We start from the raw sequence: 15,368 nt of genomic DNA on the forward strand, positions 1-15,368 counted from the left end.
CTCCTCCAAACGCGCTATTATACTTCAAGTTCATTCGTCTGAATTAAATAGCGCATAACTTCAATTACAGCTACATATAAATCTTCTGGAATCGTCTCATCTTCCTCGACTTGATAATATAAAGAACGAGCAAGCGGACGGTTTTCCACCATTGGTATTTCTTGTTCACGGGCAAGCGTTCGTATATATAACGCGAGCTCATCTTCCCCTTTTGCAACGACAATTGGTGCTGCATCAACGTGTTTATTGTAACGAAGTACGACCGAAATATGAGTCGGGTTGTTTACAATAAATGTTGCGCCATCCATCTTCTTCGCAATTGTTCCTTGCAAGATTGCATGCATAAAGTTTTTTCGTTTTCCTTTAACTTGCGGGTCCCCTTCATTATCTTTATGCTCTTGTTTCACTTCTTCTTTTTTCATCTTAATATCTTGCTCGTACTCCCATTTTTGATAAATGAAATCAATAATAGAAAGAACGATTAAAATAATTAAAATTGCTAAGAAAATAAATTTAATTTCCCTAATAATTTCAGTAAGTGATGCAGTCCAGTTGAATCCAATCATACTGACAATTTTCTCTAAATTCTTTTTAAAAAGAACGTAAGCGACGTAACCGATTAATCCCATATAAAACAGTGATTTCAAAATATCTACTAAACTTTTACGACTAAACAGTCTCGTAAAATAGTTTTTCGGATTAATACGTGACGCTTTCGGTTTAATGACTTTAGAAGAAAATAGGAAGCCGACTTGAATCATATAATTAAATAAATGAAAAGCGTATACGAGTATTAATATCGGAGCCGATACTTTCAGTAATAAAATCCCCATTAAATAAAAATACTCGGTTGAATCTGTATTTTTTCCAATTTGATCAAACAGCACCGCTACGGAATTTGCAATCTCATACCCTAGCCAATCTCCGAAGAAATAAACGACAACTGCTAATACTAGAATGGAAAATAAATTATTTAAATCTTTACTCCGGGCAATATTCCCTTCTTCACGCGATTTTTTACGCTTCTGCGGGGTGGCCTTTTCTGTTTTATTATCCTTTGCCATGCGCGTCCCCCTACTTCGTTAAGAAAAAGTTAAATAGTTTCGTATACTCTTCAAGTAATACATCCGTCATATTTTTAAACACATAACCGAGCATCGGTACACTCATCGCAATAAACAAAATACCGCACGTAATTTTAATTACGTATGCATTCATAAAAACGTTTAATTGCGGAGCGTTTTTTGCAATTAAAATTAGAACAAAGTTAATGATGAATAAACTTCCCATAAGCGGAAGAGCAATTTCAACCGCTGATGTGATCGCAAATAATAGCGTTGCGAGTAGACTATCTAAGAAACTAGTCGTCAACAATTTTGAAATCGCCTCTGTATATTGAAACGACTTTAAAATCGTGGCAACGAAATAATTAATGCCGCCAAGTGAAATAAAAATAATGAGAAAAAATATATCAAAAATGGTTGATAGTAAAGTAGACTGTGAGCCCGCATTTACATCAAACAAACTTGCTTGTGATAAACCGATATCAAAGTCTAAAATATGCCCGGCCATTTTCGGAATGTTCCACAGCATTTCTACAATTTTTGAAAGTGATAATCCAATTACAATTTGCGTTCCTGCATAAGCTGCAACGTCCCAAACTGTCTTGATGTGAGAGACATCCACTTGATCAGCCACTGTAATTGAAAGAGCAAGTCCAACTGTAACCTTCGCCATTGCTGGAATGGATCGTCCTGAGAAAAACGGTAAAAAATATAAAAATGAAGTAATGCGGCAAAACGCAAAAAACGTTGCCGCCCATAATTCCATATTCATTTCAGTTCACCTATCTTAGTACGAACGCAATAGCGATGGGATTTTATCAAATAAATCTAAAATAAGTGTCGTTAACTCTTGGAACATCCACGGACCTAAAATGATAATAACGAGGACAATACTCGCCATTTTCGGTAAAAACGTCAGCGTTTGCTCTTGAATTTGCATCATCGCCATAATGACAGCGATGATAATAACGACAATCATACTTACGCCGGCAACCGGCATTAAAATCATAACCCCTTTATAAAAAAAGGTTTGAAAAATATCTATAATTGGTGACGTATTCATTTATATGACTCCTATCACATAGCATCAAACGCTTCAGGCGACCGTTTTAAACATAATGTCGACGATTTTTGTATATCCACCTAAATATACGAAAACGAGTATTTTAAACGGTAAACTTAAAATCATCGGCGGTACCATCATCATCCCGAGGTACATTAAAAGTGTACTAATAATCAAATCTATAAATACAAACGCTAAATAAATGAACATCCCTGTTAGTAAACCTTTTTGAATTTGCGTTAACGTAAAGGATGGTACGAGCGTAAATAGTGAAAGATCTTTCAAATCTTTCGGCAACTCTTCTCCGCGTACTTTCAGCATCATTTTTAAATCATGCTTATACGTATGCTTTGACATATATTCTTTCATAATAGGAGCTGTCGTTTCCGCAGCTTGACTTACTGTTATTTTCTCTTTCGTCATCGGATCCCACACATCACTCTTCAGTTGCCCAAGTACAGGCTGCATCGTAAAGAGTGATAAAAATAATGCAAGTCCAACAAGCACTTGGTTTGGTGGTAAATTCATTACCCCAAGTCCTTGACGTGTAATCCCTAGAACGATCATAAAATAAGTAAAATGTGTAAATAATAGAACGATAGAAGAAGATAATGATAAAAGGGTAACGAGCGCAAATAGTTGTACACTTGAATTACTCGTAAACTCTTTTCCATTTTCGAAATTAATAAAACCGTTCGGGGCTGCATACGCTGGATTTACAAAAATAATTGAAAAAACGATAGAAAATACGAAAATAACGGCTAATAATGATAACTGTTTCTTTATTCTCATGATGGATCCTCTACTTTTTTCGTTTCACTCTTCACCGCGTCTTCTAGTGCTTGTTGAAACTGATTTCCTGTTCCGGTTAATTGCACAGACTGCACACCGTTATTACTAATAACAGTGAACACTTGCTTTCCGTCCACTTCAAATAAAAAGGCACTCGTTTGATGATTTAAATACACACCGTCTTTTACTTGAATATGGCCATTTTCACCCTGCTTAAAAAACTGCTGTTTGCGCGTCTTTTTCGTCATATAATATGCACCGTAGCCGAGCGCACCAAACAGTAAAACGACTTGAAATAAGGTCGTCATATACGACATATGACTCCTCCTCTACTCTTTATCTTGCATTTGACTTTGCGCTTTCATAAGCGCCGCTTGTTTCTTATCAGCTTCAATTTCAGAAATGATAATACCGAATTTCTCGTCCATTACGATTGCTTCACCGATGCCGACTTTCATATTACTTAAATACACATCTACTTTATGTCCTAAGTTTTTCTCTACTTCCAGAACATCGCCAACTTTTAACTGCTTTACATCACCAAGTGTAATAGATGACTTTCCAAGCTTTACACCAAGTTCAATCGAAATATCTGAAACAGTATCAATATGTGCTTTACCTGCTTCATTTCGCTTTCCTGCAAAATCTTCTAATCCCATTAATGACACGGGAGATACTTCATGCTTCATATGGATCCTCCTACTCTACAAAACTTTTAAATAGGAGCGCCTTACGCGTTCCATCTTTTCCAATAAAACAATTAAATTTATGCTTTCCATCTACATAACCAAGTAATTCATCCGAAACTTTCGTATGAAGCGGAATAATATCGCCTTCTTCAATTTGTTCAATCTCACTCATTGTCATTTTCTGCTCACCAATTGCAACGTGAACAGGTTTGTACACTTGATTTACTTTCATTTCCACTTCAGACGTATACTTTTTACGCTTGTCTGAAGAATGTTCGACAATATTTTCAGACGTTAACTTATCCATAATTTCTTCAACAGATAAGAATGGAATTCCGATACGCACCGTCGTATTCCAAAACTCTGTTTTCATATTTACGTTAAGTAATGAAATGATATCACTCGCTGTCGTAATCTTTAATGCATTCGGATCTGTTTCTGTCGTTACAAATTTCGGTTCAATCGCAACAACACTTTCAAATGATTGCTCTAAATTTTTACAAAGAAGTAAGAATATATTATCCAGCGTTAAAAACTCAAACGCTGTTAACGGTCTGCGCATCGTAAAGTTACGCTTACTATCTCCGCCAAGCCAACATTCATGAATATAAATAACGAATGCTAAATCAATCTCAATAACAATTTCTCCAAGCTCTGGTAAACCGAGATCAATCACGCAATATAAATAATAATCTTTCGGCATTTTCTCCACATACTCACTCGTAAATGGAACTTGCTCAACTGTTGAAGGTTCTAGTTCAATTGGAATACGCATACGCGCTGATAACGTCTGTGACGTCTGTTTTCCAAACGTAGAAGCAATCGCTTGCAAACTACGTAAATGCTCAACACCGAACTTCTCTGGTCTATTAAAATCATACTCTTGAAATTTCTCTTGCTTTCCTGCTTCTTGTGCGAAAGCTGGCATTTCCTCGCCTTCATTTACCGCCTTCAGCAGGGCATCAATTTGCTCTTGGCTTAATTTTTCGCCACTCATGACAATCCCCTTCCCTACCTTTTCAATTCAACGATTTCAACGTACATCTTTCCATTCTTCGTCAAAATCTTTCCGGTTCCAATCTCTTCATTCTCAAGCATAAGACGCACCGTATTTTTCGTTGAATTTTCAAGACGATACAATGTACCTTTCGTAATATGAAGCAGATCTTCAATTTTCTTTTTCGTATTTCCGATTTCAAAATAAATTGTTAACGGAATATCATCTTGTAATTTCAAATCTAGCCAACTCCCATATCATGTTCACGAAAATTTCATGTTCTCTCTATATATGAAACTTCTTATTTTGAAACGTCGATATTTAATATTTTTTTAATATATCCTTGCGTTTCTTTAAATGGCGGTACGCCTCCGTACTTTCTCACATTGCCAGGACCAGCATTATAAGAAGCAAGTGCCAATACTAAGTCGCCGTTATTTTTCTTTAAATAACCGCTTAACTCTTTCACGCCACCTTCAATACTTTCAGCTGGTGAAAAGGGATTCTTCACACCCATCTCCTTCACATTCGCTGGCATAAGCTGCATAAGACCCATCGCACCTGCATGTGACACCGTTTTCGGATTAAAATTAGACTCTACTTCAATCATTTTTTGAATTAACGTTTTTGGAATTCCATATGTACGACTTACTCGATCAATAATATCCTCATACTTGCCTTCATTGGAAGAACGTATTTTTTGAATATTATACTTCTTCGTTAATTCCCACGTATCAGCGGCCTCATTTTTCGTTTCTGGGAAACGTCGTTCAAACTCTTTTTGCGCAACTTGCACTTCATCTGCTTTCTTCGTTTCAGCCTTTTCTTCAAGCTTACTCGCTTCCTCTACTTTATTAATAGTTTCTGCCGGTTTATTAACAACCGCTTCTATTTTCGTAGATTGTACCGGCTGACTCATATCTTCTACTTTTGCCGGCTGCGTAGTAGCCTTCGTCTCCTTCGCAGGTTCACTCTGCAACTTCTCTTGAAAACGACTACTAACAAATGCTTGTGGACTACTTAGCTTTTGCTGAATTTGCCCTTTCTTATATGCAAGCACTTCTTTTACTATATTTCCAACTATCATAATATCACCTTTTCGGTAAACAAAGATAATCTAATATTAGAGTTTTTTTTTAAAGTTTGCAATAATCCTTTTAATAATTATGTAATAAAAAAATGAATATATTGTTAAACTGTTATTTTTTTATATTTATTAATTCGAATTTTTAGTTGACAGCCGCTATGACAGGGATTACAATAAATCTCGAAATTGATTTTTTCGCATATTACCGTTTTTCAATTTGCAGAAAAGTCAATATAAAAAAATGGGGGTTCTTAATTATGAGAATTAATACAAACATTAACAGTTTACGTACGCAAGAATACATGCGTCAAAACCAATCAAAAATGAGCAATTCTATGGATCGTTTATCAAGCGGTAAACGTATCAACAACGCTTCTGACGATGCTGCTGGTCTTGCAATTGCAACTCGTATGCGTGCACGTGAAAGTGGATTAGGTGTTGCAGCTAATAACACGCAAGACGGTATGTCATTAATCCGTACAGCTGATTCTGCAATGAACTCAGTATCTAATATCTTACTTCGTATGCGTGACATTGCTAACCAATCAGCTAACGGTACAAACACTGATTCAAACAAATCTGCACTACAAAAAGAATTTGTTGAATTACAAAAACAAATCACTTACATTGCAGACAATACTCAATTTAACGATAAGAACTTATTAAAAGAAGATAGCGAAGTTAAGATTCAAACACTTGATTCAAGTAGCGCTGATCAACAAATTGGTATTAATTTAAAAGCAGTTACTCTTGAAAAATTAGGAATTGATAAAATTGCTATCGGTAAAGCTGATGCTACTACTGGTACTGGTACTGGTACTGGTACTACTGTAGACCTTACAGCTCTTAACAACGCTATGAAGAAATTAGAAACTCCTGTAGCAGCATCAAGAGACACTGATGTTGCTACAGCTAAAGCAGAATTTGACAAAGTATCAGCTTCATTAGATTCTAACCAAGCTAAAGATATCCAAAAAGCTTTCGATGACTATACAGCATCAGCGAGTGACACTACCGCACAAGCAATCTTTACTGCTGCCAAAGATTTAAAATTAGCAACACCAACACCAACACCAACACCAGATACTTCTAAAGCGGACGCTTTAGCTGCTGTTGCTGCAATTGATAAAGCTCTAACAACAGTTGCTGACAACCGTGCAACTCTAGGTGCTACATTAAACCGTCTTGACTTTAACGTAAACAACCTGAAGAGCCAATCTTCTTCTATGGCTTCAGCTGCTTCTCAAATCGAAGACGCTGACATGGCGAAAGAAATGTCTGAAATGACTAAGTTCAAAATCTTGAACGAAGCTGGTATCAGCATGCTTTCTCAAGCAAACCAAACTCCACAAATGGTTTCTAAATTATTACAATAAGCCATTTGAGTTAGTTTCCTGAATAAACCTCTCTGCTTGCAGAGAGGTTTATTTTTTATAAAAACTTCTTTTTTTTGATGGAAGAGAGCATCTGCGGTGCATAGAAGCGGTTAGTACTTATCTTGATCCCCTCTTATGTTAAAACACAAACAGCAAATAAGCATAAGCCTTTTTATCTTTTCATGACCTTTTATTAGCTTTAGAACACTGACTATATCAATCTATAAGGAGTGTCTATTATGCGTATTGGTACGAATGTTTTAAGTATGAATGCTAGGCAGTCGTTGTATGAGAATGAAAAGCGTATGAATGTTGTAATGGAGCATTTGGCGACTGGTAAGAAGTTAAACCATGCTTCTGATAATCCCGCTAATGTTGCAATTGTGACTCGTATGCATGCGAGAGCAAGTGGTATGCGCGTGGCGATTCGTAATAATGAGGATGCGATATCGATGCTTCGCACGGCCGAAGCTGCCCTTCAAACTGTGACGAATATTTTACAGCGTATGCGTGATTTGGCCGTTCAATCCTCAAACGGTACAAATTCAAATAAAAACTGTCATTCGCTGAATAAAGAGTTTCAATCTTTAACAGAACAAATTGGCTATATTGGCGAGACGACTGAGTTTAATGATTTATCCGTATTTGACGGTCAAAACCGCCCTATTACATTAGACGATATCGGTCATACAATAAATATGACGAAACATATTCCCCCTTCCCCTACACAACATGACATCAAGATTTCAACGGAACAAGAAGCAAGAACGGCAATTCGTAAAATCGAAGAGGCTTTGCAAAGTGTGTCACTTCATCGTGCCGACCTTGGTGCAATGATAAATCGTTTACAGTTTAATATTGAAAATTTAAATAATCAAAGTATGGCGTTAACAGATGCTGCATCTCTAATTGAAGATGCAGACATGGCGCAGGAGATGAGTGATTTTTTAAAGTTCAAATTATTGACTGAAGTTGCACTTAGTATGGTTTCACAAGCGAACCAAATTCCGCAAATGGTCTCTAAACTACTACAATCATAAAAATTAATCTTCCTTCTTTGGAACGATTCCATACAAAACAAAAGGGAAATACATATAAACTATGTATCTCCCTTTTATTTTGTACCCAAATTTTATTACTGTGTTACCGTCATAACTTGTCCGCTACGGTCAACCATTATTTTCATTTTTCCGTCTTGTGCATTATATAGCCCAAGTTTATGTAATTCCATTTTACAATCTTGTACGAAAGTTGGTAATTTACGAATTTGATCGATATCAGAACTTGTAATGAAATGAATTAAAAGCTGCGTCATACCTTTAATATCTTGTACAAGCTCTTCTTTCTCTCGTTTTAGCCTTTCATTTTCTAGTTGTAACGACTGCAATTCATCTTCTAGACTACGTGTGTTCTTTGCTTCTCTAGAACGCCCTGCTGCCATGCTAGAAAGCTTATAAATACCTTCCATAAACTGATGTAGTTCGTCTTCTTTCCTTTCACTACATTGATTAATTGTTTCAAAGTTATCAACGATACCAGATATAACTGTTACAAGATTTTTTTCATCCTCTTTATGCTGGATTTCTTCTTTTAATTCGTACTCGTTTTCTTGTTTTCTTGCAACGATTGTCTCTTTTACTGGTATATATTTTCGCTTTCGTCCTGGTTTTTGTTTTTCAATATTTTCAAACGGTATTTCACGTTTTTTTAATTTATAATACGTATTTTGCAATTGACTTTCTGTTTTTGGAAAAAGATTTAGTTCATTTTTACTTACGTATTTTGAAATATTTAAAATGTTTAAACCGTGACGTTGACAAAATTGATACACTTCATACAGTAGCTCTAGTTCAGACTTCAGCCATGTAATTGCTGATTTTTCATATGCTCGCATCCCGCCATTTTTTTCTATATCTATTTGAAATAATACCATTCTATTATGTAAATCAACTAACTCTTCATACTTTACTTGGAATTCTTTTTCTATTTTTTTAAATTCCGCTTCTAGTTGCATATCGTTCATTTTATTATTTGACATGTTTTGTAAAAGACCTAATACATTAATTGCTGTGTGGTGATACATAATCTGTGCCACTCCCCCTCATCCTTTCACAATTCTCATCTGACTTCCATGTCTTTTAAGAAAATAGCAATTTTTACATATCCATATTATAACAGTTCGAAATTATCTGTCAAATAATAAACATACAAAAATGTATAGAAAGTATAAAAATTTGGAAAATGTTTTTTATTAATATGCAAAATTGCATATTAATTACATTTAATTATATTATATGGTATTTCGGATGTTTTTTCACCGAAAAAATTTGCGTTACCACGAAATATTACTAAAATAACAATCGAAAATACGTTTGCTTATATTTTTAAATCAAAAATCTCTAAATGAAGATTATTCACACATACAGCGACAAACACCCAAGAAACCTTTCATTTTTCTACCAGCTTAAAGTATAGAATACTAAAAAGGAATTAGCCATATGTAGCATTGGCTAATTCCTTCCTCTCTCTAACAGAATAGAGTTATAAACCCAGTCTTCAAATCCTCAATCAAAGTCTCACTTCTTCTAAAGCTATCTCGGCGGCTATCTCGTCCCATTTACCTAAAAAACACTCCATATCTCTGGTCTTACATCGCATGGGTCTCTATTAGGCACTGACCGCTGCCACACATAGCTAGTTCCTCTATTCCAGCTAAAAAAGTACTTTTCTTACAACACTAACTTATCAACTAAACCAATTAGCTCTTGAATATCTGGCTTACTTACTTGAGCATTTGCTCCTACAGCTTCACCTTTATGGAATAATTCATTTGTAATTAATGAAGAGAAAATAATGACTGGTAAACGATTCATTACTTCACTATCCTTAACCACTTTCGTTAAATGATGTCCATCCATTTTTGGCATTTCAATATCCGTAATTAGCAAGTGAATATGCTCAAACATTTTTTCGCCTTGCTCTTTCGCTAATTTTTCAATTTGCGCTAACGCTTCCGCACCATTGCTGAAGAAGTTCATTTTCGTATATCCAGCTGATGATAATGTTTCTTCTAATATTTGGCGAAGCATTGCTGAATCTTCTGCAATGTAAATTACTTTTTCAGCTCGATCTGTTTTTTGTTCTAATCCTGCAATTGATTTATTGTCATAACCAGTGCCGCTAATTTCACATACAATTTTTTCATAATCTAATAGTAAGATGATTTTTCCATCTAGTTTTACAATACCAGATGTCGTTTCTTCTAGTCCCATAGATAATGAAGCTGGTTCATCAATTTGTTCCCACGAAATACGTTGAATACGATGCACTTCATCAACGCGGAAAATAACTTTCATTTGGTTTAATTCTGAGATGATAAATTTCGTTTGATCAAGTGGCTTTGTTGACTTTAAATTAAGAGCCATCGCTAAGTTAATAACAGGTAAAATTTCACCACGTACTTGAACAACACCTTCAACTGCATGATGAGATTCTGGCACAGTTGTAACAGGGAATGGATTAATGATTTCACGTACTTTCATTACATTAATACTAAATAGGTTTTCACCAACAGTGTACGTAACAATCTCTAATTCATTTGTTCCGCTTTCTAATAAAATACTTTGTGCTTGTGACATAAAGGTGTCGCTCCCCTTCCATTAATTCCGTATATCTAATTATTAAGCTTTATAAAAGAGAAAAAGTCAACTACCTATATAAAAAATATAGATAGTCGAACGATTCATTTTATAAAAAAACAATTAATCTTGTATAAACGAAGCAAGTGCCTCTAATAAAACTTCTTGTGCACCTACAATTTCCGTCGGCATTGCTTCCCATTTTTTCGAAAGCTCTGTCTCTACTCTTATTCTCAGTTCAGAATTCATTTCTGCTAGCACATATTCTTTCGTTGCTATATCAACATCAAGTAGCGCAAGTGCATATAATTCCGGGTCATTTATTTTTTCGAATAATCGCTTTAATACTACCGGTGCTATATGTTTTAATTTTTCAATATGAATTTCCTTATCCGAAAATAGTAACTCATATTGAATAAACGTAACATTTTCTTTAATCACTTTAAAATAACAATTATTTTTTTTATCATTCACAAAATAACCGTTTGGATCTGCGATAATACTTTCTACTTTACGAATTAAATCTGGCAAACTATTCGCCGCCATTACAGTCCGCTGCTCAACCTCACTCGGCGAAATGAATGTAACGCGATACTTATTTTGCGCCATCCTCCTCACCTCTCCTTTTATAAAAATCTATTGTTACATACTATCCAGAAGGCACTGGCCTACTATGAAATGATTATCTCAGTACGCCTCCATAGCTCTATTCTTACAACTAGGAGCTCTTCTGGACCATAACTGTTTATCCACACTAAACTTTGCTTACCTCTTCTTATACTACCCTAGTAACTCTCCATACCTCTGTCCTTACACACCAGTCGAGTCCCTATTAGGCACTAACCGCTCCAAAACATCGCCAGGTCCTCTCTCAAAACCTAAAAAGTGCTTTTAAGAACCTTTCAATAACTCTATATTATTAAACCAAAACGCTATCTGCTGATCCGTAATATTTGGCAACATAACAAAAAACTCACGACACTTCATCTCATCCTTAAACAGTTGATACTTCCAAAAAGTATCGCTACCAACACTTATGAAATAAAACTCATGGATACGGCCAATGATTGCTTGTTTTTCGCCAAATGAATACGGAGGCACTTGCTTAATTTCAAATTGATCTGGTAAATATACATGCTCTTCTCGTTCTATTTTTAATACTTGCTCGGCAAGTTCACGTTTATTTTCGAAAAAAGGCAATTGTAAAATTCGCTCTTGTCTTGTCATACGAATAAAAAACCCTTTCTACTCCATTACATTTTTTCCATGCGATATATTATCGAATTAAGTTTACAACTTCATTTAATACTTCATCTGAAACTTTAATTACTTTCGCATTTCCTTGGAATCCGCGTTGGTATAACATTAAGTCAACGAATTCTACAGATAAATCTACGTTAGCACCTTCTTGTGCACCACCGCGTACTTTACCTGCACCGTTTTGACCAGATGTACCAAGAGCTAAAATACCTGTTGTATTCGTTGCTGTATAGTTACCATTACCTGTTTTCATTAGTCCGCCTTCGTTCGGGAACATTGCAACAGCTAATTGACCTGCAGATTTCATACTTCCATCAGAATATTTTACCATTACGTATCCACCGTCAGCAATGAGGCAATCTTTAACCGTCGCTGCTGCTCTACCATCTACGTCTGTTACTGATAATGTTTTATCTGTTGGATGATTTGTTAAATGGCTTAAGTCTAATTTTATAGAACCGCCATCAAATGGAATATTGGCTCCTTGCTCTTTCGGATTTGGATTTCCAACAGCATCAAATGTCATATTACCACCTGCACCTGGAACATCTTTAAACTCTGTTTCTTTTTTCGAGTCATTGCGCATTTGTACTTTATATGTATAGTTATGTTCACTCGTTTGTTTAAACTCTACACGCATTGTCCATGTATTCCCCGCATTATCATATACAGGTAAATCTTGTGTAATTTGTTTTTCACCAGTTGGAATATTCCCTTTAATTGTCCCTTTCGATGTTCGAATACCACCAATTGCTGTTCCCATTGGAATTTGCAACGGTCCTGGAATTCCAGATAAATCAACTTCACCAGTTGCCTCATTTGCAGGGTATGCAAACACGTATTGACCTTCAGTATTCGTAATATAGTAATCTGAAGATATTCCAAACGTACCTTTACGAGTAAATTCCATATTTCCGCCTTTTGAATCACCTACAACGAAGAAACCATTACCTTCCATTGCGGCTTGTGTTTTGCCACCTGTTAACGTAATTGTACCATCACTATAATCCGTAACAGTACCACTCATTTTCACACCGTTACCAATACTTTTCGGATTCGTTCCTGCGTATTTACCGTCACCTTTTGCACCAATCGAATTGTTATATAGTAAATCATCAAACATTGCTTTTTGTTTTTTATAACCTACTGTTTGTGCATTGGCAATATTATTTGAAGTTACACTTAATGCATTTTGTGTTGCATTCATCCCTGTAATACTTGTATATAACGCTTTAATCATAACGTATGGACACTCCTTATAAATTTGTAGTTTTTACTTCTTCAGTTACTTTTTGATCGTCTTTCTTTGCGTCTTCTGGGTTCGTTTCCCCAATCGGTTTATCAGACACTCTCTCAACGAAACGAAGAGAGACAACTTTATTATTAATAACGAGCTGTACATCGTTATTTTCCGCAAGACGAACCGTTTCTACTTGACCGGTTACTTTGTTTCCGTCACCGTCAACACCTCTTACGTATTTCCCTAAAAACTTCATTCCACCATCAAGTGCTGTTGAATACATCGTTGATTGCAGCTTATCTACTGCTTTCGTCATATTCTGTACTTGTTCCATAAGAGATAACTGCGCTGTCTGATTCATCATTTGATTCATATCCATCGCATTAAATGGATCTTGATGTTGGAAACTTGATAAAAACAATTTTAAGAAATCATCTTTCCCCATTACCCCAGGAGTCTTTTGCGCTCCTGCTGAAACTCCATTACTTTGTTGCACTGGCGATTGTACACCATTAACAGGTACATTACTTTTTTGCGCTCCTGCTTGTAACGGAATATGATTTGTACTCGTTGTATTTAATCCAACTGTTGGCACGCTTTATTCCTCCAATAATCCCGCAAATTCTGTTGATTGTTGTTTTTCATGATTTGTATTTGCTAATTTCTGTTTTTGCCTTTGGTCTTGTTCTCGCTGTTCTTTGCGATTTTCATCTTTATCTGAATAGCTAATTTGAATATTGATTTCTTTTTCTTTTAACTTTAATCTCAATTCATCAAAAATGATTTCAACACGTTTTTTCGCATCGTGTTTTTCCATTTCTACGTGAACGTCAATTTGATCTCCGTGTTTTTTCATAAACACTGTTAATGTACCAAGTTTTTCTGGATTTAACTGGAATAAAACACGTTCTTGTTTCACTACAAATTTTTGCAACGCTTCTACTTGCGCTTCCATTTTCTTTCCTAAGTCAGGTAATGAAACTTTCTCAGCACCACTATTTGATTTCCCTACTTGTTCGGTACTCGTCGTTTTATTTAATAATTCTGCACCTGCAGAGCTCGAATCGTTTAATGCATCAACCTCAGGCAACTCTACCTTTGTATCATCGCTCTCAAGTTTCGGAAGATCTACGTCTTTAAACTCTTCCTGTCCCTTTGCAATATTACAAGTTTCTGTTTCTACAGCCTTCAATGCTTGCATCGCTTGCTCTGGCATCTTCATTTTTTCTAATACCATTTGCATTGTATCTTCTAAACATATAGCATTTTTGATATTCATATTTGAAAGAAGTTCTTGTAATTGTTGTAATTCAGCTGCAGGTAATTCATTAAGTTTAATATTGCCATATTCTTTATATAGCTCTTGTATTTTTTGTATGTATTGATATAACAATTCCGGCTGCACATGTAATTGCTCAATTGCAACCATTTGCTCAGATACAGCTAATAACAACTGTTCTGTCTCTTTTTTTTCTTCTTTCTTTACAATAGGTTCTTCTTCCGTTACCGATTTTTTAGAAAGAATATAATCTTTTCTCTCTTCTTTTGGTGCTTCTTCTCGTTTCGTTTTCTCCGTTTGCGGCTGTTTTTTATTTTCCATTCTCATCGTACGATCGAATGAAGAATCTTCATTTTTTGATTGTACTTCTAGCCCTTTTTCTTTTTGCGGAGGTAAACTTTGTTGCACCGGTAATACAGACTGTATCACTACATTCACCTCATCCATTCATACACATTTTCAAATCCAGAAGCATTTTTTCTTCCAGCTTTTCTTGTGCTTTCGCAAGCTTTTTGCACTCTTCTTGATACATCTCATCAATGACACGTTCTTTTTCTTTTACTTGCTCTAAAAGACTTTCATTTTTTTGAATAAAACCTTCCGTTTTTTTAATTTTCCGATTCCATTCTTCTATTCTTTCAGGTGAAAACGTATGTGAAGAAAGCATACCAGCCATAATACGTTGCCCAGTTTGTACGACTTTACTACGCGATTTCACAACATATAAATCATATTCTTTTTTTTGTTCTATTTTTCTTTTTTCAGCTGTTAATTCATACACTTCTTTTAAAATATGTTCTTTTTCTTGATTTATTTGCAATTTTATTGTGTCGTACTGCTGTTTATCCACCTGTTTTCATAACCCCTTTCTATTATAACGTTC

At 35.4% G+C, this 15,368-nt stretch carries 19 protein-coding genes; 2 read left to right on the plus strand and 17 right to left on the minus strand.

Annotated features, from left to right (window positions below; translation table 11 throughout):
- Window positions 1-17: 17 nt before the first annotated feature.
- From B9A45_RS21475 to B9A45_RS21515, 9 genes are all read right to left on the minus strand, one after another.
- Window positions 18-1,064, minus strand: coding sequence for a flagellar type III secretion system protein FlhB (locus B9A45_RS21475; protein WP_001030111.1), 1,047 nt, complete (start codon window positions 1,062-1,064; stop codon window positions 18-20).
- A gap of 10 nt (window positions 1,065-1,074) precedes the next feature.
- Complete coding sequence (locus B9A45_RS21480; protein WP_001055718.1) at window positions 1,075-1,836, minus strand: flagellar biosynthetic protein FliR; 762 nt, start codon at window positions 1,834-1,836, stop codon at window positions 1,075-1,077.
- A 15-nt stretch (window positions 1,837-1,851) separates the two neighbouring features.
- Entirely contained in the window at window positions 1,852-2,127 is a 276-nt protein-coding gene (locus B9A45_RS21485) for a flagellar biosynthetic protein FliQ (RefSeq protein ID WP_001098085.1), read from the minus strand.
- 33 nt (window positions 2,128-2,160) lie between these two features.
- Window positions 2,161-2,919: a flagellar type III secretion system pore protein FliP gene (locus B9A45_RS21490; protein WP_001220582.1), complete on the minus strand. Its 759-nt coding sequence runs from the start codon at window positions 2,917-2,919 to the stop codon at window positions 2,161-2,163.
- The gene (locus B9A45_RS21495; RefSeq protein WP_000121176.1) at window positions 2,916-3,236 is read right to left on the minus strand and encodes a hypothetical protein; all 321 of its coding nucleotides are present in this window, start codon (window positions 3,234-3,236) and stop codon (window positions 2,916-2,918) included. Before B9A45_RS21495 ends, B9A45_RS21490 begins: the two co-directional genes overlap by 4 nt.
- 12 nt (window positions 3,237-3,248) lie before the next feature.
- Window positions 3,249-3,608, minus strand: a complete 360-nt coding sequence (fliN, locus tag B9A45_RS21500) for a flagellar motor switch protein FliN (protein WP_000680010.1) — start codon at window positions 3,606-3,608, stop codon at window positions 3,249-3,251.
- A gap of 10 nt (window positions 3,609-3,618) precedes the next feature.
- On the minus strand, window positions 3,619-4,605 hold the full coding sequence (gene fliM, locus B9A45_RS21505; RefSeq protein WP_016117526.1) for a flagellar motor switch protein FliM: 987 nt from the start codon (window positions 4,603-4,605) through the stop codon (window positions 3,619-3,621).
- Between the two features lie 14 nt (window positions 4,606-4,619).
- Window positions 4,620-4,844 carry a flagellar motor switch protein FliN gene (locus B9A45_RS21510; protein WP_000775712.1) on the minus strand — a complete coding sequence of 75 codons (225 nt, stop codon included), beginning with the start codon at window positions 4,842-4,844 and terminating at the stop codon, window positions 4,620-4,622.
- A gap of 62 nt (window positions 4,845-4,906) precedes the next feature.
- Window positions 4,907-5,692 (minus strand): lytic transglycosylase domain-containing protein, encoded by a 786-nt coding sequence (locus B9A45_RS21515; RefSeq protein WP_000635223.1) that lies wholly within the window; start codon window positions 5,690-5,692, stop codon window positions 4,907-4,909.
- 257 nt (window positions 5,693-5,949) lie between these two features.
- Between B9A45_RS21515 and B9A45_RS21520 the strand changes: the two genes are divergently transcribed.
- Both B9A45_RS21520 and B9A45_RS21525 read left to right on the plus strand, forming a co-directional pair.
- Window positions 5,950-7,068, plus strand: a complete 1,119-nt coding sequence (locus B9A45_RS21520) for a flagellin N-terminal helical domain-containing protein (protein WP_084064972.1) — start codon at window positions 5,950-5,952, stop codon at window positions 7,066-7,068.
- 239 nt (window positions 7,069-7,307) lie between these two features.
- On the plus strand, window positions 7,308-8,108 hold the full coding sequence (locus tag B9A45_RS21525) for a flagellin N-terminal helical domain-containing protein (protein ID WP_084064976.1): 801 nt from the start codon (window positions 7,308-7,310) through the stop codon (window positions 8,106-8,108).
- Between the two features lie 95 nt (window positions 8,109-8,203).
- Here the strand turns inward: B9A45_RS21525 and B9A45_RS21530 are convergent, their stop codons facing one another.
- From B9A45_RS21530 to B9A45_RS21565, 8 genes are all read right to left on the minus strand, one after another.
- On the minus strand, window positions 8,204-9,151 hold the full coding sequence (locus B9A45_RS21530) for a DNA-binding domain-containing protein (RefSeq protein WP_025967100.1): 948 nt from the start codon (window positions 9,149-9,151) through the stop codon (window positions 8,204-8,206).
- A 646-nt stretch (window positions 9,152-9,797) separates the two neighbouring features.
- Window positions 9,798-10,706 (minus strand): chemotaxis protein, encoded by a 909-nt coding sequence (locus B9A45_RS21535; protein ID WP_000075943.1) that lies wholly within the window; start codon window positions 10,704-10,706, stop codon window positions 9,798-9,800.
- A gap of 123 nt (window positions 10,707-10,829) precedes the next feature.
- Window positions 10,830-11,315, minus strand: coding sequence for a hypothetical protein (locus tag B9A45_RS21540; RefSeq protein WP_000068301.1), 486 nt, complete (start codon window positions 11,313-11,315; stop codon window positions 10,830-10,832).
- A gap of 282 nt (window positions 11,316-11,597) precedes the next feature.
- Entirely contained in the window at window positions 11,598-11,933 is a 336-nt protein-coding gene (locus B9A45_RS21545) for a DUF3964 family protein (protein WP_000198168.1), read from the minus strand.
- A 49-nt stretch (window positions 11,934-11,982) separates the two neighbouring features.
- Window positions 11,983-13,206 carry a flagellar hook protein FlgE gene (locus B9A45_RS21550; protein ID WP_000588322.1) on the minus strand — a complete coding sequence of 408 codons (1,224 nt, stop codon included), beginning with the start codon at window positions 13,204-13,206 and terminating at the stop codon, window positions 11,983-11,985.
- Window positions 13,207-13,222: 16 nt separating this feature from the next.
- A complete protein-coding gene (locus B9A45_RS21555) occupies window positions 13,223-13,801 on the minus strand; it encodes a flagellar hook assembly protein FlgD (protein WP_001143461.1) in 579 nt (192 codons plus the stop codon).
- A gap of 3 nt (window positions 13,802-13,804) precedes the next feature.
- Window positions 13,805-14,914 carry a flagellar hook-length control protein FliK gene (locus tag B9A45_RS21560; protein WP_116291473.1) on the minus strand — a complete coding sequence of 370 codons (1,110 nt, stop codon included), beginning with the start codon at window positions 14,912-14,914 and terminating at the stop codon, window positions 13,805-13,807.
- Window positions 14,915-14,924: 10 nt separating this feature from the next.
- Window positions 14,925-15,335 carry a cytoplasmic protein gene (locus B9A45_RS21565; protein ID WP_084064983.1) on the minus strand — a complete coding sequence of 137 codons (411 nt, stop codon included), beginning with the start codon at window positions 15,333-15,335 and terminating at the stop codon, window positions 14,925-14,927.
- Window positions 15,336-15,368 lie beyond the last annotated feature (33 nt).

Source organism: Bacillus sp. JKS001846 (assembly GCF_900176455.1).
In the GTDB taxonomy this organism is placed as follows: domain Bacteria; phylum Bacillota; class Bacilli; order Bacillales; family Bacillaceae_G; genus Bacillus_A; species Bacillus_A cereus.

Bases quoted from the DNA above. Each gene is read 5' to 3' on its own strand.
- B9A45_RS21475 (WP_001030111.1), bottom strand. From the start codon at position 1,064: ATGGCAAAGGATAATAAAACAGAAAAGGCCACCCCGCAGAAGCGTAAA.
- B9A45_RS21480 (WP_001055718.1), bottom strand. From the start codon at position 1,836: ATGAATATGGAATTATGGGCGGCAACGTTTTTTGCGTTTTGCCGCATT.
- B9A45_RS21485 (WP_001098085.1), bottom strand. From the start codon at position 2,127: ATGAATACGTCACCAATTATAGATATTTTTCAAACCTTTTTTTATAAA.
- B9A45_RS21490 (WP_001220582.1), bottom strand. From the start codon at position 2,919: ATGAGAATAAAGAAACAGTTATCATTATTAGCCGTTATTTTCGTATTT.
- B9A45_RS21495 (WP_000121176.1), bottom strand. From the start codon at position 3,236: ATGTCGTATATGACGACCTTATTTCAAGTCGTTTTACTGTTTGGTGCG.
- fliN (WP_000680010.1), bottom strand. From the start codon at position 3,608: ATGAAGCATGAAGTATCTCCCGTGTCATTAATGGGATTAGAAGATTTT.
- fliM (WP_016117526.1), bottom strand. From the start codon at position 4,605: ATGAGTGGCGAAAAATTAAGCCAAGAGCAAATTGATGCCCTGCTGAAG.
- B9A45_RS21515 (WP_000635223.1), bottom strand. From the start codon at position 5,692: ATGATAGTTGGAAATATAGTAAAAGAAGTGCTTGCATATAAGAAAGGG.
- B9A45_RS21520 (WP_084064972.1), top strand. From the start codon at position 5,950: ATGAGAATTAATACAAACATTAACAGTTTACGTACGCAAGAATACATG.
- B9A45_RS21525 (WP_084064976.1), top strand. From the start codon at position 7,308: ATGCGTATTGGTACGAATGTTTTAAGTATGAATGCTAGGCAGTCGTTG.
- B9A45_RS21530 (WP_025967100.1), bottom strand. From the start codon at position 9,151: ATGTATCACCACACAGCAATTAATGTATTAGGTCTTTTACAAAACATG.
- B9A45_RS21535 (WP_000075943.1), bottom strand. From the start codon at position 10,706: ATGTCACAAGCACAAAGTATTTTATTAGAAAGCGGAACAAATGAATTA.
- B9A45_RS21540 (WP_000068301.1), bottom strand. From the start codon at position 11,315: ATGGCGCAAAATAAGTATCGCGTTACATTCATTTCGCCGAGTGAGGTT.
- B9A45_RS21545 (WP_000198168.1), bottom strand. From the start codon at position 11,933: ATGACAAGACAAGAGCGAATTTTACAATTGCCTTTTTTCGAAAATAAA.
- B9A45_RS21550 (WP_000588322.1), bottom strand. From the start codon at position 13,206: ATGATTAAAGCGTTATATACAAGTATTACAGGGATGAATGCAACACAA.